General features: G+C 42.9%; 23 protein-coding genes. 11 read left to right on the plus strand and 12 right to left on the minus strand.

Features of this window, described 5'->3' with window-relative positions; all coding sequences use genetic code 11:
- Window positions 1–180 precede the first annotated feature (180 nt).
- Complete coding sequence (locus L2748_RS04885; protein WP_444544724.1) at window positions 181–2,022, plus strand: autotransporter assembly complex protein TamA; 1,842 nt, start codon at window positions 181–183, stop codon at window positions 2,020–2,022.
- The gene (gene tamB, locus L2748_RS04890) at window positions 2,019–5,951 is read left to right on the plus strand and encodes an autotransporter assembly complex protein TamB (RefSeq protein WP_220780844.1); all 3,933 of its coding nucleotides are present in this window, start codon (window positions 2,019–2,021) and stop codon (window positions 5,949–5,951) included. The genes L2748_RS04885 and tamB overlap by 4 nt, the downstream gene beginning before the upstream one ends.
- 96 nt (window positions 5,952–6,047) lie before the next feature.
- On the opposite strand, the gene fadR is transcribed toward tamB, so the two are convergent.
- Window positions 6,048–6,767: a fatty acid metabolism transcriptional regulator FadR gene (fadR, locus tag L2748_RS04895; protein ID WP_220780843.1), complete on the minus strand. Its 720-nt coding sequence runs from the start codon at window positions 6,765–6,767 to the stop codon at window positions 6,048–6,050.
- A gap of 307 nt (window positions 6,768–7,074) precedes the next feature.
- Between fadR and nhaB the strand changes: the two genes are divergently transcribed.
- Together nhaB and dsbB are read left to right on the plus strand one after the other, a co-directional pair.
- Window positions 7,075–8,661, plus strand: a complete 1,587-nt coding sequence (nhaB, locus tag L2748_RS04900; RefSeq protein ID WP_220780842.1) for a sodium/proton antiporter NhaB — start codon at window positions 7,075–7,077, stop codon at window positions 8,659–8,661.
- A gap of 92 nt (window positions 8,662–8,753) precedes the next feature.
- Window positions 8,754–9,263, plus strand: coding sequence for a disulfide bond formation protein DsbB (dsbB, locus tag L2748_RS04905; RefSeq protein ID WP_373317201.1), 510 nt, complete (start codon window positions 8,754–8,756; stop codon window positions 9,261–9,263).
- A gap of 87 nt (window positions 9,264–9,350) precedes the next feature.
- Here the strand turns inward: dsbB and L2748_RS04910 are convergent, their stop codons facing one another.
- From L2748_RS04910 to L2748_RS04920, 3 genes are all read right to left on the minus strand, one after another.
- Window positions 9,351–9,791, minus strand: coding sequence for a YcgN family cysteine cluster protein (locus L2748_RS04910; RefSeq protein ID WP_220780840.1), 441 nt, complete (start codon window positions 9,789–9,791; stop codon window positions 9,351–9,353).
- A 164-nt stretch (window positions 9,792–9,955) separates the two neighbouring features.
- Window positions 9,956–10,948 carry a lytic murein transglycosylase gene (locus L2748_RS04915; protein ID WP_220780839.1) on the minus strand — a complete coding sequence of 331 codons (993 nt, stop codon included), beginning with the start codon at window positions 10,946–10,948 and terminating at the stop codon, window positions 9,956–9,958.
- Between the two features lie 40 nt (window positions 10,949–10,988).
- Window positions 10,989–11,270, minus strand: coding sequence for a YcgL domain-containing protein (locus L2748_RS04920; RefSeq protein WP_220780838.1), 282 nt, complete (start codon window positions 11,268–11,270; stop codon window positions 10,989–10,991).
- Between the two features lie 120 nt (window positions 11,271–11,390).
- Here L2748_RS04920 and minC point away from each other — a divergent pair, with 120 nt between their 5' ends.
- From minC to minE, 3 genes are read left to right on the plus strand one after another with little or no spacing between them, the layout of a single operon-like run.
- Window positions 11,391–12,056, plus strand: a complete 666-nt coding sequence (gene minC, locus L2748_RS04925; protein ID WP_220780837.1) for a septum site-determining protein MinC — start codon at window positions 11,391–11,393, stop codon at window positions 12,054–12,056.
- A gap of 27 nt (window positions 12,057–12,083) precedes the next feature.
- Window positions 12,084–12,893: a septum site-determining protein MinD gene (gene minD / locus L2748_RS04930; protein WP_220780836.1), complete on the plus strand. Its 810-nt coding sequence runs from the start codon at window positions 12,084–12,086 to the stop codon at window positions 12,891–12,893.
- Window positions 12,894–12,895: 2 nt separating this feature from the next.
- On the plus strand, window positions 12,896–13,156 hold the full coding sequence (minE, locus tag L2748_RS04935; protein WP_220780835.1) for a cell division topological specificity factor MinE: 261 nt from the start codon (window positions 12,896–12,898) through the stop codon (window positions 13,154–13,156).
- 117 nt (window positions 13,157–13,273) lie between these two features.
- Here the strand turns inward: minE and rnd are convergent, their stop codons facing one another.
- The 7 genes from rnd to tsaB form a co-directional block, all read right to left on the minus strand.
- Window positions 13,274–14,386, minus strand: a complete 1,113-nt coding sequence (gene rnd, locus L2748_RS04940) for a ribonuclease D (protein WP_220780834.1) — start codon at window positions 14,384–14,386, stop codon at window positions 13,274–13,276.
- An 89-nt stretch (window positions 14,387–14,475) separates the two neighbouring features.
- Window positions 14,476–16,149: a long-chain-fatty-acid--CoA ligase FadD gene (gene fadD / locus L2748_RS04945; protein WP_220780833.1), complete on the minus strand. Its 1,674-nt coding sequence runs from the start codon at window positions 16,147–16,149 to the stop codon at window positions 14,476–14,478.
- A 182-nt stretch (window positions 16,150–16,331) separates the two neighbouring features.
- Window positions 16,332–17,201, minus strand: coding sequence for an alpha/beta fold hydrolase (locus tag L2748_RS04950; protein ID WP_220780832.1), 870 nt, complete (start codon window positions 17,199–17,201; stop codon window positions 16,332–16,334).
- A gap of 8 nt (window positions 17,202–17,209) precedes the next feature.
- Entirely contained in the window at window positions 17,210–18,052 is an 843-nt protein-coding gene (locus tag L2748_RS04955) for a class I SAM-dependent methyltransferase (protein WP_220780831.1), read from the minus strand.
- Between the two features lie 236 nt (window positions 18,053–18,288).
- Entirely contained in the window at window positions 18,289–18,999 is a 711-nt protein-coding gene (locus tag L2748_RS04960; protein ID WP_220780830.1) for a M50 family metallopeptidase, read from the minus strand.
- Window positions 18,992–19,309 (minus strand): hypothetical protein, encoded by a 318-nt coding sequence (locus L2748_RS04965; protein WP_220780829.1) that lies wholly within the window; start codon window positions 19,307–19,309, stop codon window positions 18,992–18,994. Before L2748_RS04965 ends, L2748_RS04960 begins: the two co-directional genes overlap by 8 nt.
- Window positions 19,310–19,511: 202 nt before the next feature.
- On the minus strand, window positions 19,512–20,228 hold the full coding sequence (gene tsaB / locus L2748_RS04970) for a tRNA (adenosine(37)-N6)-threonylcarbamoyltransferase complex dimerization subunit type 1 TsaB (protein ID WP_220780828.1): 717 nt from the start codon (window positions 20,226–20,228) through the stop codon (window positions 19,512–19,514).
- Window positions 20,229–20,587: 359 nt separating this feature from the next.
- Between tsaB and L2748_RS04975 the strand changes: the two genes are divergently transcribed.
- A complete protein-coding gene (locus tag L2748_RS04975; RefSeq protein ID WP_248957668.1) occupies window positions 20,588–21,013 on the plus strand; it encodes a hypothetical protein in 426 nt (141 codons plus the stop codon).
- Here the strand turns inward: L2748_RS04975 and L2748_RS04980 are convergent.
- Window positions 21,006–22,931, minus strand: a complete 1,926-nt coding sequence (locus L2748_RS04980; protein ID WP_220783537.1) for a DNA repair helicase YoaA — start codon at window positions 22,929–22,931, stop codon at window positions 21,006–21,008. The two genes, L2748_RS04975 and L2748_RS04980, sit on opposite strands and share 8 nt — an antisense overlap.
- A 587-nt stretch (window positions 22,932–23,518) precedes the next feature.
- Here L2748_RS04980 and hisG point away from each other — a divergent pair.
- The 3 genes from hisG to hisC are packed head-to-tail and all read left to right on the plus strand — an operon-like array spanning window position 23,519 to window position 26,800.
- Window positions 23,519–24,418 (plus strand): ATP phosphoribosyltransferase, encoded by a 900-nt coding sequence (gene hisG / locus L2748_RS04985; protein WP_220781009.1) that lies wholly within the window; start codon window positions 23,519–23,521, stop codon window positions 24,416–24,418.
- A 4-nt stretch (window positions 24,419–24,422) separates the two neighbouring features.
- On the plus strand, window positions 24,423–25,736 hold the full coding sequence (hisD, locus tag L2748_RS04990; protein ID WP_220781010.1) for a histidinol dehydrogenase: 1,314 nt from the start codon (window positions 24,423–24,425) through the stop codon (window positions 25,734–25,736).
- Window positions 25,736–26,800 (plus strand): histidinol-phosphate transaminase, encoded by a 1,065-nt coding sequence (hisC, locus tag L2748_RS04995; protein WP_220781011.1) that lies wholly within the window; start codon window positions 25,736–25,738, stop codon window positions 26,798–26,800. Before hisD ends, hisC begins: the two co-directional genes overlap by 1 nt.
- Window positions 26,801–26,864: the final 64 nt, after the last annotated feature.

Raw genomic sequence — 26,864 nt, forward strand, 5'->3', positions numbered from 1 at the left:
AACAACCAATAATGCCGCACTGAGCGTTTTATAATTCACAAACTGCATCCTTTTATATTTATTTGCCCTCTTTGTAACCATTTTAAGCCATAATTACAATCTGCAACTTGCTTGAACAAGTGATTCTAGTGACAATAGATAGCCTCCTTTAAACCAATAATAAGAGTCTGATTTTTGTTAATAAGTTTGTTTAAATTGATGACATCTACTTTGCTGATTGCCTGTTTAACATTGGCAACATTTTCAGTTCGAGCAAACGATTGGTTAGATCTCAATATTAAAGGCGTTAAAAGCTCCCTTGCAACAAACGTCACAGCTCATCTTGGCTCTCTTCCTGACTCAGCAGTGCAGCGCCGTGCATTTATCTTTAACGCCCAAGACAATATCGAAGCCGCTATGCACTCTATGGGTTACTACCATAGCAAAGTGCAACAAGATGTGGTTAGCCACGACAAAAAACCTTGGCAGTTAAACTTAGTTATTGACCCTGGCACGCCCACCTTGATTAGCTGGATAGATATTCAAGTAAAAGGCGAAATGCAAACTGACCCACTGTTTGAAAAGTGGCTTAGCCAATTAAAAATTCGCCCAGGCGATCGCCTTAACCATGGGGTTTATGACGATATCAAATCACAGTTATTGACGCTTGCACTAGCCCGAGGTTATTTTGATGGAAAATTTGATCAAGCTGAAATTTTAGTTGATCGCGACTTTAACACCGCAAAGATTTCGCTCTATTATGATTCAGGTAAGCGATACCACATAGGTCAGGTGAGCTTTACAGGCTCAACCCTAGAGCCACAGATTTTAGAAGAGTTAGTCCCCTTTAAACTCGATGCACCCTATAGTACCGGGAATTTGGGTCAATTAAATCGACAATTACTTGATACCGGCTATTTTTCAAATATCAAGGTCCTGCCTTTAGTCGACCATGTTGATGGTCTGCTTGTGCCTGTGCGCGTAGAATTAAGTCCTAAGCCTAACCACTCTATTGAGTTAGGTCTCGGTGCAGACATCGGTAATACCGTTGATAACAACCTTGAGCCTAGACTGCGCGTCACTTGGCGCACGCCACAAATTAACAAATATGGCCATTCACAGGAAACCACCGCCGAGTGGTCACCGGACAAACCTAAGTTCTTAACTACCTATACCATTCCGTTAACTCACCCCCTCGATGACCAGCTTAAAATCCGCACAGGCATGCTCAGAGACAAATACGGGGTAACACAGGTTTACAATAGTGAAGATCGCAACTTTAACAATACAGGCCAACTCGAAGCCTCTAAAATGCTATTTGCCGTTATTCGGCAACAACGCTTACAAAGTAAATGGTTATTCAATTACTCAGCTGAAGTCATGAAAGAAACCTATCAACAGTCAGGGGTTGACTATGACCCTCGTTACGTTTTGTTTGGCACTAGCTTGTCTAAAACAACCCGTGGCGATAACTCGCTCGATCCTAAATCTGGCTTTTTTCAATTTTACAGCCTTGAGTATGCCGACCCTAGCTTAGGTTCAGAGGTCAGACTCACGCGCTTACAAACTAAGTTCAAGTGGATCAATACCTTTTTCGATAAGCACCGCATTGTATCTCGTCTTGATATGGCGGCGAATCTAACCAATGAAAACTCACTCGAAAACATTCCGCCATCTTTACGTTATTTTGCCGGTGGTGACCAAAGTATTCGTGGTTATAGTTACAATGAGTTAGGGCCATCGATTGATTCGATAAATGAAAATGGTGAAACCGTTCGCGAAGTTGTGGGCGGGCGCTACTTAATGGTGGGAAGCCTTGAATATCAATACTACGTCACACCAAGTTGGCGTGTGGCCACTTTTATTGATGCCGGTAACGCTTTTGATGTTAATCAAATCGAACTTGTTACCTCGGTAGGCGCGGGGATTCACTGGATCTCCCCCATTGGCCCCGTAAAACTAGATGTGGGTGTTGGCCTAAAAGAAACTGACACGATAAGTCGTCCTTGGCGAATACACATCACCATGGGAGCTGAATTATGATAACTCCTAAAGAGGAAGCCGATATCACAGCGGCAAATGAAAACACAACTCAGGTAAAGCTGGGTTTGGGAACAAGGCTTTCGCGCCGATTTAAACTCTGTAGCCGAATCATATTCTACACACCTTTATTGTTATTGATTAGCTTAGCGGTGTTAATAGGTACTGAGTTTGGCAGCCATATCACCGTAAAACTCGCAGATATGTTAGTGCCAGATCTAGAGCTTGACTACAAATCAGGACAAATAAACCGTCAGTTAGAGCTTAACTACGGCGCATGGCAAATGGCGGGGGTAAAGGTTCAAATAACCGATCTAGTACTTGCTTGGAACCCGATGTGTTTAATGCAAAAGCAGTTATGTGTTGAGCAATTGGCCAGCTCTAAAGTTAATGTCGAAATCGATACCCATTTAATAGGGGCTTATAGTAAAGCAGAAACAACAGATATCTCTTCGGGTAATGCTCAAGATAATACAGAGCCAGAAGCTGATGAAAATCAAGAAATAACGCTGCCATTTGGTATCACGCTTAGCAACGGTGCGCTTAAAAATGTGACTGTGCGCGTTAACGATATGGACTTTAATGCAAACCAGCTTGACCTAAGTGCTGAGTGGCTTGCTACAGGGATCCGTGCCAGTAAAATTTATTCAGAAGGCCTTTTAGTCTCAATCCCTTTTGAAACAGAGACTACGCCAGATAGCGTCACAGAAGGTGAGCCAACACAGTCAGGAGCCCCCTCGAAAAACGCTGCTACAGAGCAAGCAACTGAAAGCTGGGCTATGGCAAACTTACCAGCTGTTTTTATGCCTATACCGGTATTTGTTAATACGTTAGACATCGACAATGGCGACTTAATTCTCGGTCCACGCAAAGATCATTTTGACAGCCTGCACCTCAGTGGTAGTTACCAGCAATTTCTTATCAATATCGATGACTTTAAGGCGAGTCATAGCTATGGCGACGTTAGACTGATTGGTCAAATGTCATTAATCGACGACTATCCAATGGATATACAGTCCTCTATTAAGCTTGCCAAAGTTACCGAGTTACCGGGACTTAAAGGACAAAATTTAGAACTTACGGTTAAGCAAGGGTTTAACGATCTTAATAGCCATATAGTCGGGACAGGCCAATTCAAATTTGATGTTAATTCAAACATCAAACTTGCTAATCCGCAGCTCCCTTTTAGGCTTGCGCTTAACGCAGAAAGCTTACAGTGGCCATTACAAAAACCCGATTATGTCGCCAAACGTGTTGAACTGTCAGCAAAAGGAGATCTGCAACAGCAAGCGATAAAACTAAAGAGTTTATTTACCTCGCCTTATCAGCCTCAAATAAGCATAGACAGTCGATTTAGCCATGAAAATCAAAGCCTAAAATTCGAAAAGTTGCATGTCCACAATAGTGAACTCGGTGAGTTGACACTACAGGGCACCTTTGGTTTTGGCGAACAATTACGATGGGACGCGACCATTGCCGCACAAAATATCAATATTGGTTTACTTAAGCTGTTACCGGAACAAGCGTTACCAGCTAGCGATATCACCGGCCCATTAACAAGCAGTGGTCAATATACTCTCGCAGATAATGCATGGTCTATCGATGTCAACAACGCCCGATTAAGCGGGCATATCATGCATTACCCGCTCAATATAGACGGCGAACTCTCAATTAATGATAAGTTGTATTTAAGCTCCAATGGATTAAACGTTAACGCGTTGCAAAGTCGCTTATTTATTCAGGGAAAAGTCGAAAAACAATGGGCTCTTACCGGTAAGTTAGATATACCTGATCTTAGCTTATGGCAGCAAGATGCAGCGGGTATGATTAATGCTGATATTAGTGTATCGGGTGATAATGAACAGCCGGATATTGGCGTTAAACTTAAGGCTGAAGAATTACAATTTCAAGCCCTTGAACTCGAGAAACTATCACTAAACGGCCATTATAAGCCTTTTAACAATCAAGCATTTAATGCTGACGTCAATTTACAAAATTTTAGCTATCAAGACCTTGAGCTTAGCAGTATTGATCTAGCCACCACAGGTGATCTAAATGATCAATCTTTGGTCATCACATCCGTAGGCGATCTCGCATTAAGTACAGAAATGGTAAGTAGCTACGATGATAAGAAGCAAGTGATTATTGCTCAAGTCGACAGCCTATCTGTAGCCTCCAAGTTAGGTGACATATCCATTGAGCAAGCCGTTAATGCCGAATACTCCTTAAAAACACAAACCGGAACGCTAGCCCCCTTCTGTTTATCACATAGTGGCGGAAAGTTATGTGCGAAAAAGGATATTTTATTAGGACTAAGTGGCCAAGCCGCACTAACATTTAATGGCGATCTCGGTAGACTTGTTGAACCTTGGTTGCCACAAAGTATTGATTGGAATGGACCTGCAACCCTCGCTGCCAGTATCAAATGGTTTGAAGATAAAAAGCCAATTGGCGAGCTTAACCTGCAACTCGACGAAGGTAATATTGACTTTCAAGCAACCAATAACAGTAAAGTCGCAGTTGGCTATAAGTCGTTAACCCTGCAAAGCTTACTCAATGAAAAACTACTGCAGACCTCTATATCGCTCGAATCGCAAAAAATTGCGAGTATGGACGCTAACCTTGCAATTAATGTCACCCCAGATAGAGCAATGAACGGCAAGCTATCTTTACACAAAATAAATTTAGAAGCCTTAGGTGTACTCTTACCTGAACTTGAAGTACTAGAAGGCATTATCTCAAGTGAGCTTACAATCGCAGGAACGCTAAACGATCCACAAGTGAGTGGCGAAATCGCCCTCAACAAAGGCTCAATTATGGCAACGGCCAATCCTACCTTGCTTGAGGATATTGATCTTGATTTTATTTTTGCGGGTAAAAAAGCAAAAATTGACGGTGAGCTAAAAATGGGTAAAGGCTTAGCCTACGTTGATGGTGAGCTCGATTGGCTACAGAAAAAACTGAATGGTTCTTTCGATATAAAAGGCGATAATCTAGCGGTTATTCAACCCCCACTCGCCATTTTAAATGTAGGAACTGACTTACAAGTAAAATTCACCGATGAGTCATTTAATATCAGTGGTGATATAAACGTGCCCTCAGGCAAGATTACTATCGTTCAACTACCAGAAGGAGGCGTCGCAGTTTCTAAAGATGTCGTATTTGAGGACAGTTTATCTTCAAAAGAAGCAAAAGCCTCGCCTTTAGCCGTTTCGGCCCAAGTTAACCTAAATATCGGTGACAAACTCAAAGTTGATGGCATGGGGCTAGCTGGTCGACTACAAGGAAAACTGGAGCTAAAACAAGATCCCTTTAGGCCCCCTCTACTCTTTGGCGAAATTAAAGTCATTGATGGCAGCTATAAATTTATGGGGCAAACCTTGGAAATAAAAGCCGGTGAAATGCAGTTTATTGGCCCCATTGATGTGCCAAACCTTAACATTGAAGCCGTAAGAGAAATTAAAGACGAAGATGTGGTTGCCGGAGTCCGTATTACAGGTACACCACTCAAGCCTGTTGTCGATCTCTTTTCTAACCCAGCCAAAGAACAGGCTGAGATTTTAAACTATATCGTCCGCGGAACCGGATTGAGTAATACCAGTGTCGATCAAAACAGCGGTCTAATGATGGGAGCCGCATTAACCTTAAGCAGCCAAATCGGCGGCGGTGCTATTGGCAACATCGGAAATACCGCAACCGGCATTATTGAAAAAATAGGCTTTTCTAACGTACAACTCGATGCCAATGATGACGGCCGCTTTGCTATTAGCGGCTTTATTGGTGAAGACTTGATGGTTAAATATGGCGTTGGCGTATTTAACCCGGGCTATGAAATGACCGTACGGTATTACTTATTATCTCAACTTTACCTAGAAACGGTGTCAGGCACGATTGAGCAGTCTTTAGATATCTATTACAGCTTTGATTTATAGCGCTTATATAACACTGCATTTGAATCGCCACAAAAAAGCCATCTAAACGATGGCTTTTTATTTAAGCGGCTGTGATAACAGATTAAGTTAGCTAATTTAAGTATCTGAGTGACCTAAATTCTCTGGCATGTCATCACGCAGACTTTGCCACATCATGCCACTATTAATACCGTATGTACGCATTAACGCTGGCACATCTACGTAATTTTTAGCAATCGCTAAAGTTTGAAGCTGCTTATAAAACTCCATCGCCAAAGCTCGGGCTTCAGGACTTGAGAAATAATAACGCCCTACTCTACTGTATAAGCCCTTAAAGCCATTTAATATCAATACGTAAAGTGGATTTCCAGAGCTGAACGCTAACGTGTGCTGTAACTCATAATCGAATTCAGCGTATGCTTCAGCATTATCTTCAAGTAAATCAAGCTCAGCTAAAGCAGCAATGGCCTTATCTGGATTATTGCGAATTGCACCTCTAAAATAGATAGCACTGACACTGCTACGCGCAGATAACAATTGATCCACTAATTCAGGAAAACCTTCAGGGTTAAGCTCAGCAATGGTCTCAAGAATATTTAGACCCGAAGTTTCCCAAAAATTGTTAACTCGAGTTGGCTTACCATGCTGGATAGTGAGCCACCCATCTCGCGCTAAGCGCTGCAGAACTTCACGTAACGTTGTGCGAGTTACGCCGATTAATTCTGACAGCTCACGCTCAGCGGGCAGAATAGAGCCTGGTGGAAACTTATTTTCCCAGATGGATCGTACAATATACTTCTCTGCGAAACTTGCAGGACCTTTGGCATTGATGATCATTAACCTACTCTATCTAATTATTAGTGTTGTTCTAGCGACTGATCATACCAGAGCCATGAAAAATGAAAACTAAAACAGCGCGAATTGACAGTGACTAAATATAGAAACGAGCCGAACCGCTCATTTTTTACGCTAACAGGTCATTTTAAATGACATTTTTTTGATATAGATAGCTGTTTCGTCATTATGGGCTTTTTAAGTTTTCGAAAAGGTTTTATCTTTAGCATCGGCTTAATTATAGCTGGTAGCAAATTCCATTAAAATTTTGTTATTAGCAACTATATAGATATCAAATAGAGAGGATTCCATGCCTGTGACAATGAGTCGGGCGTTTCTTGACAACTTCTTGGGTAATTCACCGAAGTGGTTCAAACTCGCGATCATATCGTTTTTAGTGATCAACCCAATCGTATTTTACTTTAATCCGTTTGTGGCTGGCTGGCTGTTAGTTGTTGAGTTTATCTTCACTTTAGCAATGGCCCTAAAATGTTACCCACTACAACCAGGTGGTTTATTAGCGATTGAAGCTGTCGCCATTGGTATGACATCGCCTAGCCAAGTGCTGCATGAAATCGAAGCAAACCTTGAAGTAGTTCTACTACTAGTCTTCATGGTTGCTGGTATTTACTTCATGAAGCAATTGCTTCTATTTGTATTTACTAAGATGATCACTAAAGTACGCTCAAAAGTAGCAGTCTCTTTATTGTTCTGTATGGCTTCTGCATTCCTGTCTGCATTCTTAGATGCGTTAACTGTTATCGCCGTTATCATCACAGTTGCAGTAGGTTTCTACTCTATCTATCACAAAGTTGCATCAGGCAAGAGCTTTGGCGAAAGCCATGACCATACATCTGATGGTCAAAATCAGCTATGTGAAGAAGAATTAGAATCTTTCCGTGGTTTCTTACGTAACCTACTTATGCATGCCGGTGTTGGTACTGCATTAGGTGGTGTTTGTACCATGGTTGGTGAACCACAAAACCTAATTATTGCAGCGCAAGCAAACTGGCAATTCGCTGAATTTGCTATTCGCATGTCACCAGTAACTGTTCCAGTATTCTTTGCTGGTATTACGACGTGTTTCTTAGTTGAGAAATTCAAAGTATTCGGTTACGGCCAGCAACTACCAGAAGCGGTTCATAAAATCCTTTCTGACTACGATGCTCATGAAGATGCTAACCGCACCAAGCATGATAAAGTTAAGCTACTAATTCAAGCGGTTATTGGTGTGTGGTTAATCGCAGGTCTTGCACTGCATTTGGCGTCTGTAGGCTTAATCGGTCTATCTGTCATCATTCTAGCGACTGCATTTAACGGTATCACTAACGAACACGCACTAGGTAAAGCTTTTGAAGAAGCGCTACCGTTTACTGCGCTATTAGCAGTATTCTTCGCTATCGTTGCCGTAATTATTGACCAGCAATTGTTTGCACCAGTGATCCAGTGGGCACTAAGCTATGAAGGTAACACTCAGTTAGTTATTTTCTATATTGCTAACGGTCTACTTTCAATGGTGAGCGATAACGTATTCGTGGGTACGGTTTACATTAACGAAGTGAAAGCTGCACTTCTAAATGGCCAAATTACTCGTGATCAGTTCGACCTATTAGCAGTAGCAATCAACACTGGTACTAACCTACCATCAGTTGCTACGCCTAACGGTCAAGCAGCATTCCTATTCTTGCTAACTTCTGCAATCGCTCCGCTCATCCGCCTATCTTACGGCAGAATGGTGTGGATGGCGCTGCCTTACACGATCGTATTGTCTATTGTTGGTGTACTTGCAATTCAGTTAGGCGCACTAGAACAGATGACTCAATACTTCTATGACAGTCAAATGTTAATCCATCACTCTGCTCAAGCAGCTGCAGATGGTGTAGTATCATCACATTGATAAGCCTTATCTGAACTATTTTTTAAATAGTTAGTCATATAAAACGCCCTATTCAATAGGGCGTTTTTTTACTTGCAATGGAGACTTTGTCGTTGAATGCACTAATCGGATTTGCCCACTCTCGAGCCGCTTGGCTGATATTGATGTTCTCGGCCGTCGCGCTTGAGTTAGCCGCGCTGTTTTTTCAATATGTCATGCATTTAAGCCCTTGTGTCATGTGCATCTATCAACGTGTCGCTGTTTTTGGACTTCTTTTCGCTGGTTTGATAGGCGTTATTGGTCACCGTTCGCGCATTGCACGTGGGGCAGCTGTTGCGATTTGGGGACTGAGTGCAATTTGGGGGCTTAAGCTAGCAATTGAGCTCGTCGATATGCAAACTAACCCTTCTCCTTTTGCAACCTGTTCTTATTTACCTGAATTCCCAAGCTGGCTGCAGCTACACGAATGGCTACCATCGGTATTTATGCCTACAGGCATGTGCACTGATATCCCATGGGAGTTTATGGGAGTCACAATGGGGCAATATATGATTATCGCTTTCGCTGGTTATCTACTTGCCCTACTCGTGTTCATTATTCCAGCTCTAAAAAAATCAGTTTAGCCAGCAGCGTTAAATTAATCCTATAAAAAAACGCCCGATAATATCGGGCGTTTTTTTATGTTCTTACCGCAAGCCTAGCTGGCTGGCCTACTCCACGTCTTTCATTGGCCACAAAACAATATGATCTTCGATATCTCGTATTTTGGTCTCGCAGGTCACTTTTCCTGCAACTGACATACCTGAAAGGATCATAGCCTCTTTTGAGCCTGTACGCAGCGGGTGCCATGTTGGCAGTGCTCGCCCCATAAACAGACGGCGGTAAGCGCAACTATCAGGCAACCAAGTGAGGGACTCAACGTTATCTACCGTTACTTTAGTGCAGCTTGGTACAAAGCTAAAACGCTGCTCATAATTCTGACAGTGGCCAGTTTTATTATCCAATAATTGACACGCGGCATTGGTGTAATAGAGCTCTTCGGTTTCGTCATCGATAAGCTTATTTAAGCAACACTTACCACAACCATCGCATAGTGACTCCCACTCTTCAGTGTTCATTTGTGCTAAGGTTTTGTCATCCCAAAATGCCATATTTAACTCATTTATATTAACCGAACAGCTAAGTATTATACCTTGTTCTAACGCTATACGGCACATTGCGTATTGTCATTAAAACCTTATATTGCATTTAATTCTAAAATTTAGACTTATCCCATAAAATCATTCTTGAACTATTGATGTCATTTACATCAGAATTAATTAATTGCTGGGAATTTTATTCTCTCCGATAAGTAAGCTACAGAGAGCGCAAAGTGATGTGAACTTTTCCAGTTAAGTAATCCGCGATAATTACCATAAACAAGGTATTTACGCCCGTCAGCACCATCAGGCATAATTAACGATATCTGCATATCAGTTCTCTTTGGCAAATCGCTACCATCAAAACGCCTGACGCCCAGAGCTTGCCATTCTTCGAAAGATTTTTTTATTTTGATACCTGAAAGCTTTTCATCAAAAGTGCTCGGTAAACGAACTTGTCTTCCCCACGTTTCAGATTCAGTCCACCCGGACTGCTGTAGATAAAATGCAGCAGAGGCAAAGACGTCTTTAGGATTTTTCCAAATGTCTTTTTTACCATCTCCATCACCATCTTGGGCATAAGTATAATAAGCACTGGGCATAAAACTAATCTGTCCCATCGCGCCTACCCAGGTACCTTTGAGCTGTTCAAAACTCAGCTCCTCATTCTCTATAATCTTTAGTGCCGTAATAAACTCTTTTTGAAATAGCGCCTCAAAACGTCCTTCATAAGCTAAAGAAGCCGTAACAGATAAGACTGAATAGTCGTTACTGTTTTGACCAAAATTGGACTCTACCCCCCAAAGTGCAACGATAAATCGAGGCTGAACACCATAACGGGCACCAATTTCTTTTAACTCTGGTAAATATTGCTTATATAACGTTCGAGCATCTTTTACCGTTGATTCTGTAACAGCATTGGGAAGGTACGATTCAAGTGTAACTACACTCTCACTATCAGGTTTATCAGTAGGAAGTACCTTTTTAAACATCTTCACTCTTGGGAAAACAGCACTAACCGTTTGCTCGCTAATACCCTCACCTAACGCTTTTGGCTTCAACGCCTCTACGTATTCAATGAAGCTTTCTTCTCGCTCGACTTGTATTCCAAATGCTTGCTGACAATACAAGCAGCAAAAAAGTAGTAGCGCGTGTTTTCCTAATACCATAAATCCCCTTCAATACACCTTTTGTCGCTTTAACTTGAGGTTAGTCTGGATTAAAGCCGATGTCTTTTTTATGTTGTTCAAGTAAATTAACAACTGGAGGGGGGAGCTGCAAATAAAATCCCTTTTCTTTCAGTTCAGATCTTACTTTATGAATATCGGCAAACCCTAAATGGTCTCGCTTTTCTATGGGTAACATCATCACCAGTTGCGGCTCGCCAAACATGGCCATTAATGCTTCAGGAACGCGTTCAAAATCATTACGTTTTTCAACGAAAAGGTAACTTTCAGCCTTTCTTAGGCTCTTATATACTGCACAGATCATATACGACTCAATTTCCAAACTATTCAACTTGCCAGTTACGAGGGCACACTATAACATGGACGGTTAGGAATTTAATGGATATCGGCCTCGTGCTGAACTTTTCTAGAGAGCAATATAGGAATGCAAACACCTAGCCTAGAATTAAAAGGCTCTTCTTTTACTCTTTCTGTGCTGCATATCAACAATGATGATATGGCAGTAGTTGCGGCTGAGCTAGATGCTAAACTCGCCATCGCGCCGCAGTTTTTCATCGGTGCTCCTTTAGTCGTAAACTTAAGCAGTATACAAAACAATGATTTTGACATTCTTGGTTTAAAAGAAATATTAACCAGTCGCCAATTGATTATTGTGGGTATCACTAGCGCATCAGCACAATTGACTAAAAAGGCTAAGTCGATTGGATTAGCGGTGGTAAAATCTGGAAAAGAAGCCTCTTCACAACCTCAGTTACCTAAAACAACCAAAATTGTTAAGCAAAATGTTCGCTCTGGGCAGCAAATTTATGCCAAAGATGCTGACCTAATCATTATTGGCGCAGTAGGTAACGGTGCAGAGGTTATCGCCGACGGCAGTATCCATATATACGGTACATTACGTGGTAAAGCGATGGCTGGCGCCGCTGGCGACAGAAATGCAGTTATCATGGCACAAAAAATTGAAGCAGAACTGGTATCGGTTGCAGGACAATACTGGTTGACTGAAAATCTTCAGCAAAACGGAGCCGCTCCAAGCGGTTGTATTCGCCTAGAAGGCGAGTCGCTTACGGTTGAATCATTGCCTCTGTAGAGCGCAAAATTGAAAGGATTATTATAAATGGCGCAAATTATTGTTGTCACATCGGGTAAAGGTGGCGTGGGTAAAACCACCTCAAGTGCTGCAATTGCCACAGGTCTTGCGATGAAAGGCCATAAAACCGTGGTTATCGATTTCGATATTGGTCTACGTAACTTAGACTTAATCATGGGCTGTGAGCGCCGAGTGGTGTATGACTTTGTCAATGTGATTAATGGCGAAGCGAATCTTAATCAGGCATTGATTAAAGACAAACGCACACCAAAATTATTCGTATTACCAGCTTCACAAACCCGTGATAAAGACGCGTTGACCAAAGAAGGTGTTGGTAAGGTCTTAGAAGATCTTGCTAAAGATTTTGAATATATTATTTGTGATTCACCAGCAGGTATTGAAACCGGTGCCATGATGGCACTTTACTTCGCTGATGTAGCAATTGTAACGACGAACCCTGAAGTGAGTTCTGTTCGCGATTCAGACCGTATCTTAGGCATGCTACAAAGTAAATCTAAACGCGCTGAAGACGGTTTAGAGCCTGTAAAAGAATACTTACTGCTTACTCGCTACTCTCCTGCGCGAGTAACTACCGGTGAAATGCTAAGTGTGCAAGATGTAGAAGAAATCTTAGCGATTCCATTAATCGGCGTGATCCCTGAGTCACAAGCCGTACTAAAAGCCTCTAACTCTGGTGTACCTGTCATTCTAGATCAAGAAAGTGACGCAGGTATGGCCTACAGCGATGCTGTAGATAGGTTATTAGGTGAAGAACTGCCTTTCCGATTTCTTACGGAAGAGAAGAAAGGTTTCTTAAAACGAATTTTTGGTAGCTAAATATGTCCCTACTTGATTACTTTAAAACGAATAAAAAGCCCAGCACGGCTGTCACGGCTAAAGAACGACTGCAAATTATCGTCGCCCACCAACGTGGTGAGCGCGAGGCGCCGGATTACTTCCCGCAAATGAAGCAAGAGATCATTGAAGTGATCCGTAAGTATGTCCAAGTAGGCCCAGATCAAGTCTCTGTACAACTAGATCAAAATGATGAAAACTTGTCAGTACTTGAGCTTAATGTCACGCTCCCTGAGCAAAACTAAGTAAGCTTTCGCGATTGGATAACTAAACGCGATTAATGCCAAGTTAAACTAACAAAAAGCCCGCTACTGCGGGCTTTTTTGTCTATTTTAAGTCTAGACTCTCATACTTAACAGATATTATTGTAGCTTAAGTGCATAGAGCGGCTCAGCGACAATCGCTTCGCGCCATCCAGTTAAGATAAGCGGCTTATCTCCTTGCTTACCCGCCCAAACCCATTCTAAGTATTCGTGAATAAACTTTTTTGAGCCTAATAGTTCAATCGGTATATTATGGGCTTCAGCTTGTGCTGTAAGACAATTTTTAATGGTCTTAAACGCAACTTTATAACCAGTTTTAAGCGCTATCACATCTAATGGTTTAGGCGGGCTATCGAAGCTAACATTACTAATAATACGGCAAATTTCTTTACCGTGAATGCGTTTTTCCTGCTCGGTAAGCTCTGTTAGCTTGTATAAATCATTACTATTTTTAGGTTGCTTCTTAGCAAGACCAATCAGCGCATGATCTTTTACTACAAAGCCCAACGCCAAATCTTTTTGTAATGCACGCTTTAAACGCCAGCTTGCTAAATCGCGCAGCACCGCAAGTTGATTGCTCGTCAGCTGGAAGGCATTTTTCACTTTTAAATACGCTGTATCAGGGCAAGGTAAATCAAGGCGTCCTTGGGTCATACGTACGCCCTCTTCCTCAATCCAATCGAGCCTGCCTTGCTCTTTAAGCTTTTCAACTAATTGTGGGTAAAGCTTATAAAGATAATATACGTCATTAGCCGCATAGTTTAGCTGAGCTTCAGTCAGTGGACGTTTGATCCAATCTGTACGTGACTCGCCTTTATCTAAACTGACCTCTAAGGTCTGCTCTACTAACTTGGCATAACCTAAACCGTGTCCCATACCTGCAAGACTCGCTGCGATTTGGCTATCAAACAGGTTCGTTGGCTGGCACTGACCATAGTGTGCAAATACTTCTAAATCTTCACTGCAAGAATGCAGCAGTTTGACGCTGCTTTCTTTTTTCAGTAATTGCCAAAAAAGATGCAAATTACTGACCGCTAATGGGTCGATTAGCGCGAGTGTTTTACCGTCATAGGCTTGAATAAGACCTAATCTTGCATAGTAGGTGCGAGTACGAACAAATTCTGTGTCTAGCACCAATAGATCAGCTTCTTGGTATTGCTCTACAAGGGCCGCTAAACTGGCATCATCTTCAATATATTGAAACGCTAACAAAGTTGTCTACTCCATAAATATGCAAAAGCCGGCAATCGCCGGCTTTAGTCTAATCAAAAGTGGCAATCACCACTTAATGACTAATGAGGTTAATCTTGCTTAGCCTCATCTCTTAATTCCCGACGTAAGATTTTACCTACATTGGTTTTAGGCAGTTCATCTCTAAATTCTACCAGCTTAGGGATTTTATAGCCCGTCAAATGCACGCGACAATGCTTAATCACGTCCTCTTTGGTCAAAGATTTATCATTTGCGACCACAAATACCTTAACTAACTCACCAGACACCTCGTGAGGAACGCCCACTGCGGCGACTTCGACCACTTTAGGATGCAGAGCAACGACTTCTTCGACTTCATTTGGGAACACGTTAAAGCCTGACACTAAGATCATGTCTTTTTTACGGTCAACGATAAAGAAGAAACCTTGCTCGTCCATATAACCGATATCGCCTGTGGCTAAATAGCCATCATTATCGATAACATTGCTTGTTTCTTCAGGACGCTGCCAATAACCCACCATTACTTGCGGGCCTTTGGCAAATAGCTCACCTGTGCCACCTTGCGCTAATACGTTACCATCATCGTCACGCACTTGAATATCGGTATTCGCCACAGGGAAACCAATTGAGCCATTGTAGCCATCAAGGTTATAAGGGCAACATGTAACCAAAGGCGCCGCTTCTGTTAGGCCGTAGCCTTCAAGTAAACGCGTTTTGGTAAGGCCCTGCCATTTGTCAGCAACCGCGCGCTGCACAGCCATACCGCCGCCAATCGATAACTTAAGCTCGCTAAAATTAAGTTTAGCGAAATCTTCGTTATTCACTAACGCGTTAAATAGAGTATTAACGCCAGTCAACACAGTAAATGGATGTTTTTCTAATTCACTAATAAATGCTGGCAGATCCCTTGGATTAGTGATCAGCAAGTTATTAGCGCCTTTATGGATAAACAGTAAGCAGTTCACCGTCAATGCAAAGATGTGATAAAGCGGTAATGCCGTAACAACAAACTCTTTGCCTTGCTCAAGCATTGGCCCATAGGCCGCATCTGCTTGTAGCAGGTTGCTGACCACATTGCCGTGACTCAGCATTGCGCCTTTAGAAACACCTGTTGTACCACCAGTGTATTGTAAAAAAGCTAAATCATCTTTCTTTACCGTCGGCTTAACGTACTGCATACGTCGACCTTTCGATAATGCCTTACGCATTGAGATTGCTTGTGGGAGGTGGTACTTAGGCACCATTTTCTTGATGTATTTAACAACAAAGTTAACCAGGGTGCGCTTTGGCGCACTGAGTAAGTCACCCAATCCAGTTAAAATAACACTTTCAACTGGCGTGTCGGCAACCACTTTTTCTAACGTATGAGCAAAGTTCGACACCACAACAATGGCTTTAGCGCCTGAATCGTTTAGCTGATGCTTTAGTTCGCGCGGCGTGTAAAGTGGGTTAACATTTACCACCACCATGCCTGCACGTAAAATACCAAACAGTGCGATAGGATATTGTAAAAGGTTCGGCATCATAATGGCGACGCGGTCGCCTTTATTTAGCTTCAACTCATTTTGGAGGTAAGCTGCAAAGGCTCTGCTGCGCTCTTCTAGCTTGCGATAAGTTAACGTCGCGCCCATGTTGACAAACGCAGGCTGATCCGCGTTTTTAGCGACGGATGTTTCAAACAAATCAACAAGCGATGCATATTGCTCTACATCAATCTCAGAAGGCACATCATCTGGTAGATTATTAATCCAAAGTTGGTCCACAAAAATCTCCTAATATCTCCACCTGCAGTAATCAAACCCGCAATGGTCGTTAGCAGCTTGCCAAGAAGCAAGCTAAAACACTGTCTATTCTTTATATTTTTAGTCAACGCCAACAAATCATACAAGCGTTTAAATTTTGATTATCATCACATAAATGACACAAAAAACCTAGCCTCTTTTTTCTAGGCGGTTAAGAAGTCTCTAATCGCCTCAGAAACTTGTGCCGCATTCCCCATATGCAGATGATGATCACCATCAAGCTCTACAGTTTGTAACCGCTCAAACCAGCGATGCGCCATCGGGATCGCCTCTCGCAACTGAGGAAAACCTCCGCTACCAGAAATTAATAGAGTATTGACTGTATGGGCTTGCATTAAGGCATCGACTTGAGAAAAAGTCAGTCTTAAAGGGGAATCTAATTTTAAGCGAGGATCACTGCGCCAGCATACCCCAGAATCAAGGTTTTGCATATTGCGCTGAGTCAATAATTCGCACCATTGCAGGTCTAATGCGGTTAATTTGTGCCGTGCATTCGCTGCAATAGCAATATCACGATAAATATTGACAGGTTTGTCTTGTGTCGCCAAAAATCGTCTATGGCCTATAAAACTATTTTGCAGGCGTGTTTTAGATTTAGTTTCGCTCTCATACAAAGGTGAAAGCGCTTCAATTAACACCAATCTAGCCACATTATCAGGAAAAGCCGCGGCGTAAGCTGAAGCAATAATCCCGCCTAAAGAATGGCCTATCATTGCCACAGGTTGGGTTTCCAGCACGCCAAGTAAGGCATCTAAATCGTAGAGGTAATCAACCCAATGCAGAGGGTACGCACCGGGTCTATGCTGTGAGCCGCCATGACCAGGCCAATCAATAGCTAATATTTGGTAATCGGCGAGATAATGACTCAGTGGCTCAAAGCTATTGGCATTATCTAGCCAACCATGTAATGCCAATAACAGTGGTTTGTCCGGCGAACCCCATAATCGTCCCGCTAAGGTAATATGGGGTAACTTAAGGGTTATTTCGTTATCGGGTTCGCAGACTAAGTGCATTTATACAATTACTTTTTGATAAATTTAAGCGTCATTCTATCGCTTTCACCAATATCGAGATACTTCTGTTTATCTTGCTCATCAAGCGCTAAACGTGGTGGTAATGTCCACACCCCTTTCGGATAATCTTTAGTATCTTTTGCATTGGCATTAACTTCAGAGCTCGCAACAAAAGTAAAGCCTGCTTTTTCAGCAAGTTTAATCACTTCGGCCTGTTCCATATAACCGGTTTTAGCGTCCATTCCAGGGTTGGCTTTGTGCTCAACAATACCAAAAGTACCGCCTGACTTTAACACTTTGTAGGCTGAGTCAAACACTGGCCCTAAATACCCTTTCATCGCCCAGTTATGTAAGTTTCTAAAAGTCAGTACTGCATCAGCGCTATTATCTTCACCCATAGCGTAATAGCTAGGTGGGTCGAATGTGACAGTGCTCGCAGCGCCAAGTTTTGCTTTATTGTCACTTAACCAAGCAGCAAATTTTTTGCCTGACTTGGCACGATAACCATTTTTGAGTTTTTCATCACTTGGATTGGTATCGAAGTTGCCCGCAACATAATGCCCTTCACTTGCCAAGTATGGTGCTAAGATCTCTGCGTACCAGCCACCGCCAGGCCATAACTCGATAACTGTATCGGTTGGTTGGATTTCAAAAAAACTTAAGGTTTGCTGTGGATGACGATATTCATCTCGAGCGCTGTTTTTGGCTTGTCTAAAATCACTATACACTGCGGTTTGTAATGCTGAATAACTATGTGCCTCATCACCATGAGCACTAACTGTGGTGCTTAAAAGTGATAAACTGCAGGTGCTAGCCAGTAAGATACTCGCTGCAACAATTTTCTTTTTCATTATCAATCTCCCTTATATGACAGGCATCAACCTAGCAGTCAGTTAACAAAAAACCAACCCATATAAACAGAGATTTACATTTTAGTATTGCGAAGGGAATGAGATTTTAGAATGGCAGAACAGTAATACCCAAGCTTAGTTTGTTATTAAGCGGAAACTTTTATCAGCCCGTGTCGTTTTAATTCACTGTTGCTAACTTAAGAGGGCCTATAGCCAGCACGCTTAAATCGAGTAAGTTAATCACGACGACTGGCTGCGCTGTCAACTCTGCGCCAGCATAAAAATAGCATCAATGCACTTGTCGCTAACCAAACTCCGACCCAGAACCAAGCAGGTAGCCAGCTTTCACCCGCCAGCATATTAGCATCGCCTTGCCCTTCTAGACCTAAAAGCACCATGGGACTCGCTAGCGCATTTAAAATAATCATCAGTGCAATTACTCTTAAGAAAGTCGCTAGAAACCGGTTCAATTGCAGCTTTAGTGGCAATAGGAATAAGCCCGCAAGACTCGCTAAAATAGCTATAGTCAAAAGGTCTCGTGCCCATAGTAATATCGTCAGCACAACAGCCCCGCCTAATACGGCAAAACTGACTCGGATCCCTTTAGGCCAAGTGGCGAACATAAAAATAAGGTAACCCCAAAGGGCTGCGCCAAAGTACCCCGCAAAGCCTATTAATAATGGCCAACCTCCTTGGCTAAAGCAAAGCCCTGCGCCATTAGGAAAAAGTTGAATATGACTCACTACGCCGCCAGAAAACAACGTTGCCAATGCGTGTGATACTTCATGGAAGTAACTTTCTAACCATTTGAAAGGCACACTAACAAAGGGAATACGTGTTACAAGAAAAGCGATGAGGAGTTCAATAAAAAAGCGGGTGCGCCCAGGTGCGCCTGAGGGCTGAATGCCCGAAGATTTATCGGCAACGTCAGCGTATCGACTATGCATAAGTGTCAATGCCGACCATTTGCTGGATTTCATCACGCTTTGCTGCGTGCTGATTAATCAAATATTCAGCCACCGCGCCGCGTTGACCGCCGGTTTGACTTTCATACTCAACATGGGCACCTAAACGAGATTGCAGTGTTGCTACATCTTCATGATACACATCCACCAGCGTTTGCTGTGGATTAATTGCCGCAGAATGTTCAACTGTTTCAGGTGCGATCGCCCGAGCTTGCTGGCTAGCAACAGACTTGTTAACCTCAATTTTTGCAGCCTGATGCGTTGTTGCAAGCTGGCTGGCATTTATCAGCATGACATCTTCCTTAACTTAGCTAGTCATCACTCACTCGCTAATCTAACCTTATTTAAAAGGCAATTCACTATCACTCATGTTGAACAGCAACTTTTAAGTTATGACTTTAACTTAAATAATGATCTACAAGGTATTACTTTTGATTAGGTTTTTAAAGTTAATCAAAACTAAAGTGCTTGTAGATCATGACTAACTACGCTGCTTATTCTCTACCTGGCAATTTTTGCCAAGTTACCGTGTCACGTAAATACACCGGTGTAAGCTCATCAACGCTAGTACTGAGGCCCTTATTCACGCCATCTTGAGCAAGTGCCAACATAAATTTCGCTTCAGGGAATTTTGCCGATTCACATAAAGAGATGGTTTCACTATGTGCAAGTATTTCAGGATAAGCATCAAAACCAATACCGCAAGCAGCAATCGGCAGAGTTAGATCTAGGCTCAACACGATATCCGCAGGCGCGCTCACCACTTCTTCATTAACTAAGGTCGCTAAACCGTCAACGGCTATATATTGCCCCCAATACACTTCCCCCATACGCGCATCAATAGCGGCAAGTACTTGTGTTGCGCCGTTTTCGATAGCTGATTGTGCCATTGCCGCTAAGGTAGAAATACCAATAACGGGCAATTCTTGGCCAAGAGCTAATCCTTGGGTAATACTGGTGCAAATACGAATACCGGTAAAACTACCCGGTCCTCTCCCGTAAGCAATGACATCGACATTTTGAAGCTTCAAACCTGCATCAGTTAGCACCGACTTCACCATAGGCAACAAGCGTTGGCTATGTTCACGTGGCGCATCAGCTTGCTCGCTAAAGATATTGCCTTGGTGGCAAACAGCTGCTGAACACGACTCAGTACATGTATCGAGTGCTAAAATACTCAGCTGTGTCGTATCGTTAGATTCTTTTGTCATGAATTACTTACCAAACCTATAATTTAAATAATTTTATATCGCAAGCGAGCACATTCAGCACGCTAGAAAAGGCGATAATGAAAAGCTTAACCAAGCACGTAAACACATTAGTCACTAAGCTTAGTCAATAGTAATTAACCGATTATACCTCAACTTAAACCAAAGGATTAAGTCCAAATTACCAGGCTAGGGGGGTTATTGCCGACTGAGCTTATTATCACCAAGAAGTTGAGCGCTCAAGAAAGCCGTCGCAAACTTGATGAATCGAGTAAAAATAGGCTGAACAGTATAATTTACTCTAAATTTAATGGGTAAGCATTTTCCCCAAACAACCAACGAATGCAGCAAAGGAGAAATAAATGCGCCACATAAGCATAAATTGGTTTCGCCTCTTTCGTTACTCTTTGCTATTTGTCATTTTCTCACTGTTAATGACTGTTTTTATGTTGATATGGTTTTCTAATAGCTTAGAAGACGCTTGGAATAAAGGCCTTACGCTGACTTTATCTGAGTATGAAATGACCGTTGAGCTGACATTAACACTGCTCATTTATGTAAGTTTTCCTGTGCTACTGTTTCGTTTTCTATATTACTTTTCTAAAATGTTATATCGAGGTCGTCAACCCGGTGTCGCGATTGTAAGCTATAAAACTCTGTTTAATCCTTTAAATTTTCTACTGTTTCCAAGCTTACTCAACTCCCAAGGGTTAACCTACAGACGGCGCTGCTTACTGGCACTGATTTTACTATGTGCAATCTATCTTACGATTTTACTTATCACTTAATTTGTTCAAGAAAAGCAGTCGCTTTATCTAAATCACGGGTTCTTGCCATTGGCGGTAATGAGTTTAAAAATGCCTGCCCGTAAGGTTTATTGACGATACGGTTATCACACAATATCAGCACCCCTTTATCTTTTTCATCGCGGATCAGGCGCCCAACGCCTTGATTAAGCGTAATCACCGCTTGTGGCAATGAGATCTCACTAAAGGCATCTTTACCTTCTCGTTCAATCGCTTCGCTGCGCGCCCTAAATAAATTGTCATCAGGAGAGATAAAAGGCAGTTTATCGATAATCACACAGCTAAGTAGCTTGCCGCGCACATCAACGCCCTCCCAAAATGCACCAGTGCCTAGTAGCACGGCATTACCAAGTTGACGGTATTTTTTAAGTAAACTTTGCTTATTTGCCTGACCTTGAACCAATAAAGGATACGTCACCCTGCGCTGTAACGCTGGCGCCACTAGATTCAGCATTCTATGGCTGGTAAACAGGATAAAGGTGCGCCCTTTAGCTGCATTGACCGCTTTGACGCAAACATCGACAAATTGATTCAGCGCCGCATGATGATTACTGACACTGGCTAAATGCCGTGGCACGCAAAAAAGCGCGTTGTTACGGTAATCAAACGGGCTTTCAAGCAACATATTTTGGCATTGATTTAAACCCAGTTGACGGGTAAATAAGCTTAAATCTCGGTTAATTTGTAATGTTGCCGAAGTAAAAACCCAGGCAACATTCGACTCAAACAGTTTGCGACACTCCTTAGCTACATCAATTGGCGCAATACGCAGCACTAAATAACGATGACCATAATCGATACTGTATGCCGCTTGATTGTTCTCACATAAGAAAAATAGCTCCAGCTTATTGGCTAAAGCATCAAGCTTTAGGATCTCATCATCTAGATTGTCACTGCGCCCCACATGAGCAATTAATACCGCTTGCAGTGCCTTAATCTCTTTAAATAGTCCCCATGAAAGCGCAGACAGTTCTTTATTGGCTAACAAACGACGCCAGTCAGTTTCGCCAATGCCAAATAAGTGTTGTTGCCATTCATTTAGCATCGCCGAGCAGCGAGCACTTAATAATTCTATTTGCTTGGCATCTCTTAGCTCAAAACGATAGATCTCAATTAACTTATCAAATAGATCAGCCAGTTGCCTTGTTGCGCACTGCTGACCAAAATAGGTCACCGCAATATCTGGTAATAAATGCGCTTCATCAAATACCACCACGTCAGAGTCGGGTAATAACTCTGCAAAGCCGGTCTCTTTTAGGATCCTGTCAGCAAGAAAAAGATGGTGATTGACCACGATAACTCTTGCATCCATGGCGCGATTCCGTGCTTTACGGGTAAAGCAATCATCATAATGCTCACAGCGTTGACCGACGCAGGTTTCTTTAGCACTCACAACCAGTGGCAATGCAGCAGAGTTTTCAGTCACTGCAGTTAACCCACCAATATCACCATCCGTTGTTTGGCCTGCCCATTGATTTATCCGCAGCAGATCATCGAGTACTTGGGTATCCATTGAGCTCGCACCCGCTAACTCTTTTTCCATCAAATGCTGGCATAAATAATTATTACGCCCTTTTAGCAGCGCCACTTTGGGTGTGAGATTTAACATAGCCAATAATGCAGGTAGATCTTTATAAAACAACTGCTCTTGCAGGTTTTTACTGCCGGTGCTGACAATGACTTGTTTGCCACTGAGTAATGCTGGGATCAAATAAGCAAAAGTTTTACCGACGCCAGTCCCCGCCTCGACGACCAGATTACTTTTGCTGGTTATCGAAGACGCGACAGCCTCAGCCATTTCAGCCTGCACATCTCGGCGATTAAACCCTTTTATCGACTGAGCTAATACACCTTGGCTAGAAAATGCAGCGGCAACTTGTTGAATTAATTTAGCACTCAAACAGTAACAAACCTTTTATGTAAACTAGCTTGCCATCGGCTCGGCTAACATTTGTGGAAGTATGCAGAGTTTATCGTAAATGCAGCGATAACATTAGTTTTGTTTACTCCAAGTTAGCTTAGCTACAAAACAACATCACAAGGCTTATTGTTTCGATTTAAGAACAAATGACTAAGCAAATCTGTAACTACTACTGAATAACAACTTAAAATGACATTTAGATGAAGTTTACTCATCTGCCAAAATAAGCGCTTGCAATCATTTTTAAAACTGATTAGTTTAAATACCAAGCACAACAAACGGCTTAAAAAATTAGCTAAGCATTTTTCGGCCCTGTAGCAATATCATTGGCCATTCGTTTGTAACATTATTTTATATAAGAGACATGAACATGACACAGCTTCTGAACACTATCCATCACCACCATATGCGGTAGCCTTCGGAAGCTCACTGCCGAAGGACTATTTCCTTCCGGCGGTTGATTTAAAAATATCAAAAACCCTTGGAAGGAATTCCAAGGGTTTTTTGGTTTTATCTTAACGATTTGTTTTATAAGATTTTTTAAATTAACTAATAGGAAGTATTCCATGTCAGAGTCAACAAGATTACGTATAGCGATTCAAAAATCAGGCCGCCTTTCAAAAGAGTCACAAAAGCTGTTAAAGAGCTGTGGTGTAAAATTTAACGTTAACGAACAGCGTCTTATTGCCCACTCAGACAATATGCCAATCGACTTGTTACGTGTACGTGATGACGATATTCCAGGCCTAGTGATGGACGGCGTCGTCGATTTAGGCATCATTGGCGAAAACGTACTAGAAGAGGAGCAGATTGAGCGCCAAAGCTTAGGTAAGCCAGCTGAGTGTATCAAACTACGTGAGCTCGACTTTGGCGCTTGTCGTTTATCGCTGGCAGTACCGAATGAGTTTAGCTACCAAGATGCTAGCTCACTTGAAGGCCTCAGAATCGCCACATCTTACCCCAACCTACTGCGCCGTTATATGCAGGAAAAAGGCATTAACTACCGTGACTGTATGCTTAAAGGCTCAGTAGAAGTTGCACCACGCGCAGGACTATCAGACGGGATCTGTGATTTAGTGTCTACCGGTGCCACGCTTGAGGCGAATGGTTTATATGAAACCGAAGTTATCTACCGTTCGATGGCGTGTATCATTCAATCAACCCAATCACAGCCCGATGACAAGCAAGCGCTAATCAATAAAATCTTGTCGCGCATTAACGGTGTGGTTCGCGCAAAAGAAAGCAAATACATTTTATTACACGCTCCGACTGAAACCTTAGATCAAATTGTCGCCCTGTTGCCAGGTGCTGAAAATCCAACAGTATTGCCACTTAATGATGACACTAATCGCGTTGCCATCCACGCCGTCAGCACAGAAGATTTGTTCTGGGACACCATGGAGCAACTAACCCAACTGGGTGCCAGCTCGATTTTGGTCATGCCAATTGAAAAAATGATGGGGTAACACCATGCAAACTCTCAATTGGCAATCTCTTACTCCACCAGCAAAAAGCGATGCATTAGCGCGCTCACCGCTTATTGGCGATAGTAATCTAGAGCAAAGTGTTGCTCAAATCATTGATGCTGTCTCTGCTCAAGGCGATAGTGCGCTATTTGAACTTAATCAAAAATTTGATGGCGTCAATATTGATAACCTAAGACTCTCACAAACAGAGATTGAGCAAAGTTGCGCCGCTGTATCGCTTGAGATAAAACAAGCTATTGCCCAAGCTAAAGCTAATATTGAGCGCTTTCACCAAGCACAGCTGCAGCCGAACATTGATATTGAAACCCAGCCTGGTATTCGCTGTGAGCTGCGCTCTGAAGCAATAGAGCGTGTGGGATTGTATATCCCCGGCGGCACAGCGCCTTTGATCTCGACGGTACTGATGCTAGCGCTACCAGCCAAAATAGCAGGTTGCAGCAAACGAGTATTAGTTAGCCCACCGCCAATTAATGACGCTATTGTTTACGCAGCTAATGAATGCGGCATTGAAGAGATCTATCAAATCGGCGGCGCCCAAGCAATTGCCGCATTAGCACTGGGAACGGAGTCGGTGCCACAAGTTGATAAGATTTTTGGCCCAGGTAACCGCTTTGTCACCGAAGCCAAGCGCGCGGTGAGTCAAGATAATCGCTGTACCGTCAGCATCGATATGCCTGCCGGTCCATCTGAGGTGTTAGTGATTGCCGATGGACAAGCAAATGCAGAGTTTGTCGCCGCCGATCTGTTATCTCAAGCAGAGCACGGCGCCGACTCACAAGTGATGTTAGTGACAGATTGCGAGAAACTAGCAGGCACAGTCAGTCTCGCGTTAACCAAACAATTGGCTCTGCTACCACGAGCAGAAATAGCTGCCGCCGCGCTAAAGTGTAGCCGCACCATTATCGTTGACGATATGGCGATGGCCGCTAAAGTCTCTAACCTATACGGGCCTGAGCACTTAATTATTCAAACAGAGCAACCTCGACAAGTTCTGAAAAGCATTCGCGCAGCAGGCTCCGTATTTATCGGCGCTTATACACCAGAATCTGTGGGCGACTATGCCAGCGGAACCAACCATGTTTTACCGACTTACGGCTACAGTAAAACCGTATCGAGTTTGTCACTCGCCGATTTTAGCCGCAGATTTACCGTGCAAGAGCTATCAGCAGATGGACTTAAAGCGTTAAGTAACAGTGTCATGGTATTGGCTGAAGCTGAGCAGCTTGATGCCCACAAAAATGCCATTGCCGTGCGCGTCGCTAGTCTCGATGCTAATACTACGGTAAAGGAGGCATGATGAATACATTCAACCAGAGCGGTGCAGCCGTGGTTAATTTAGCTCAGCGCTTAGCCAGGCCTGAACTGTTGGAGCTTGAAGTTTATCAGTCTGCAAGGCGTATAGGTGGCCAAGGAGACATTTGGATTAATGCCAATGAGTCACCGTTTAATAACAGCGATATAACTGGCCTTAACCGTTACCCAGAGTGTCAGCCACCTGCGCTGATCAATGCCTACAGTGCTTATAGTGGCGTCAATGCCGATAGCATTGTTAGCAGCCGCGGCGCTGATGAAGCTATTGAGCTGCTTATTCGCGCTTTTTGTATCCCAGGTCAAGACAGTATCGCCACTTTTGGCCCGACTTACGGCATGTACGCCATTAGTGCAAAAACCTTCAATGTGGGCGTCAAGGCGCTCTCGTTAACCGAAGATTTTCAGCTACCAGAAGATTATCTCGCCCAAGTTAATGGTGCTAAATTAGTGTTTATTTGTAACCCTAATAATCCAACTGGCAGCGTTATTCCCAAGCAAAAGATTATCGAAGTTATTGAAAACTGCTCCGATGCCATCGTGGTCGTGGATGAGGCTTATATCGAGTTTAGCCCTGAGTATAGCGTTGCAGAATTAGTTGCTAGCACTGATAACCTTGTGGTGCTGCGCACCCTATCAAAAGCATTTGCGTTAGCGGGCGCCCGCTGCGGCTTTTTACTTGCTAATCCCGATATTATCGAGATCTGTATGCGGGTCATTGCCCCCTACCCTGTGCCACTGCCAGTCAGTGAACTCGCCACTCAAGCGTTAAGCACTAACGGCCTTAATACCATGGCCATGCAGGTTAGTGAAATGAAAGCGCAAGGCGCACGATTAGCAAGCGCACTGGAAAAATTTGGCGCAAAAGTGATTAAAGCCCATGGTAACTATGTACTCGCAGAGTTTGACGATAAACAGGCTGTACAGCAAAAACTCAATAGCGCAGGCGTAATTGCTAGAAGTTACAGCGATCCGCGTTTAAGCAAAGCCATTCGTTTTAGCTTCACTAATCAGGCACAGACCGACTATCTCATTGCACTTTTTAAGTCATAACCACATTAGCAATGAGCTAAGTTCAAATGGCATTTAACAATAACAAAACCACAGTCAATATTGG

The organism is Shewanella sairae (genome assembly GCF_023283535.1).
GTDB classification, from domain to species: Bacteria; Pseudomonadota; Gammaproteobacteria; order Enterobacterales; family Shewanellaceae; genus Shewanella; species Shewanella sairae.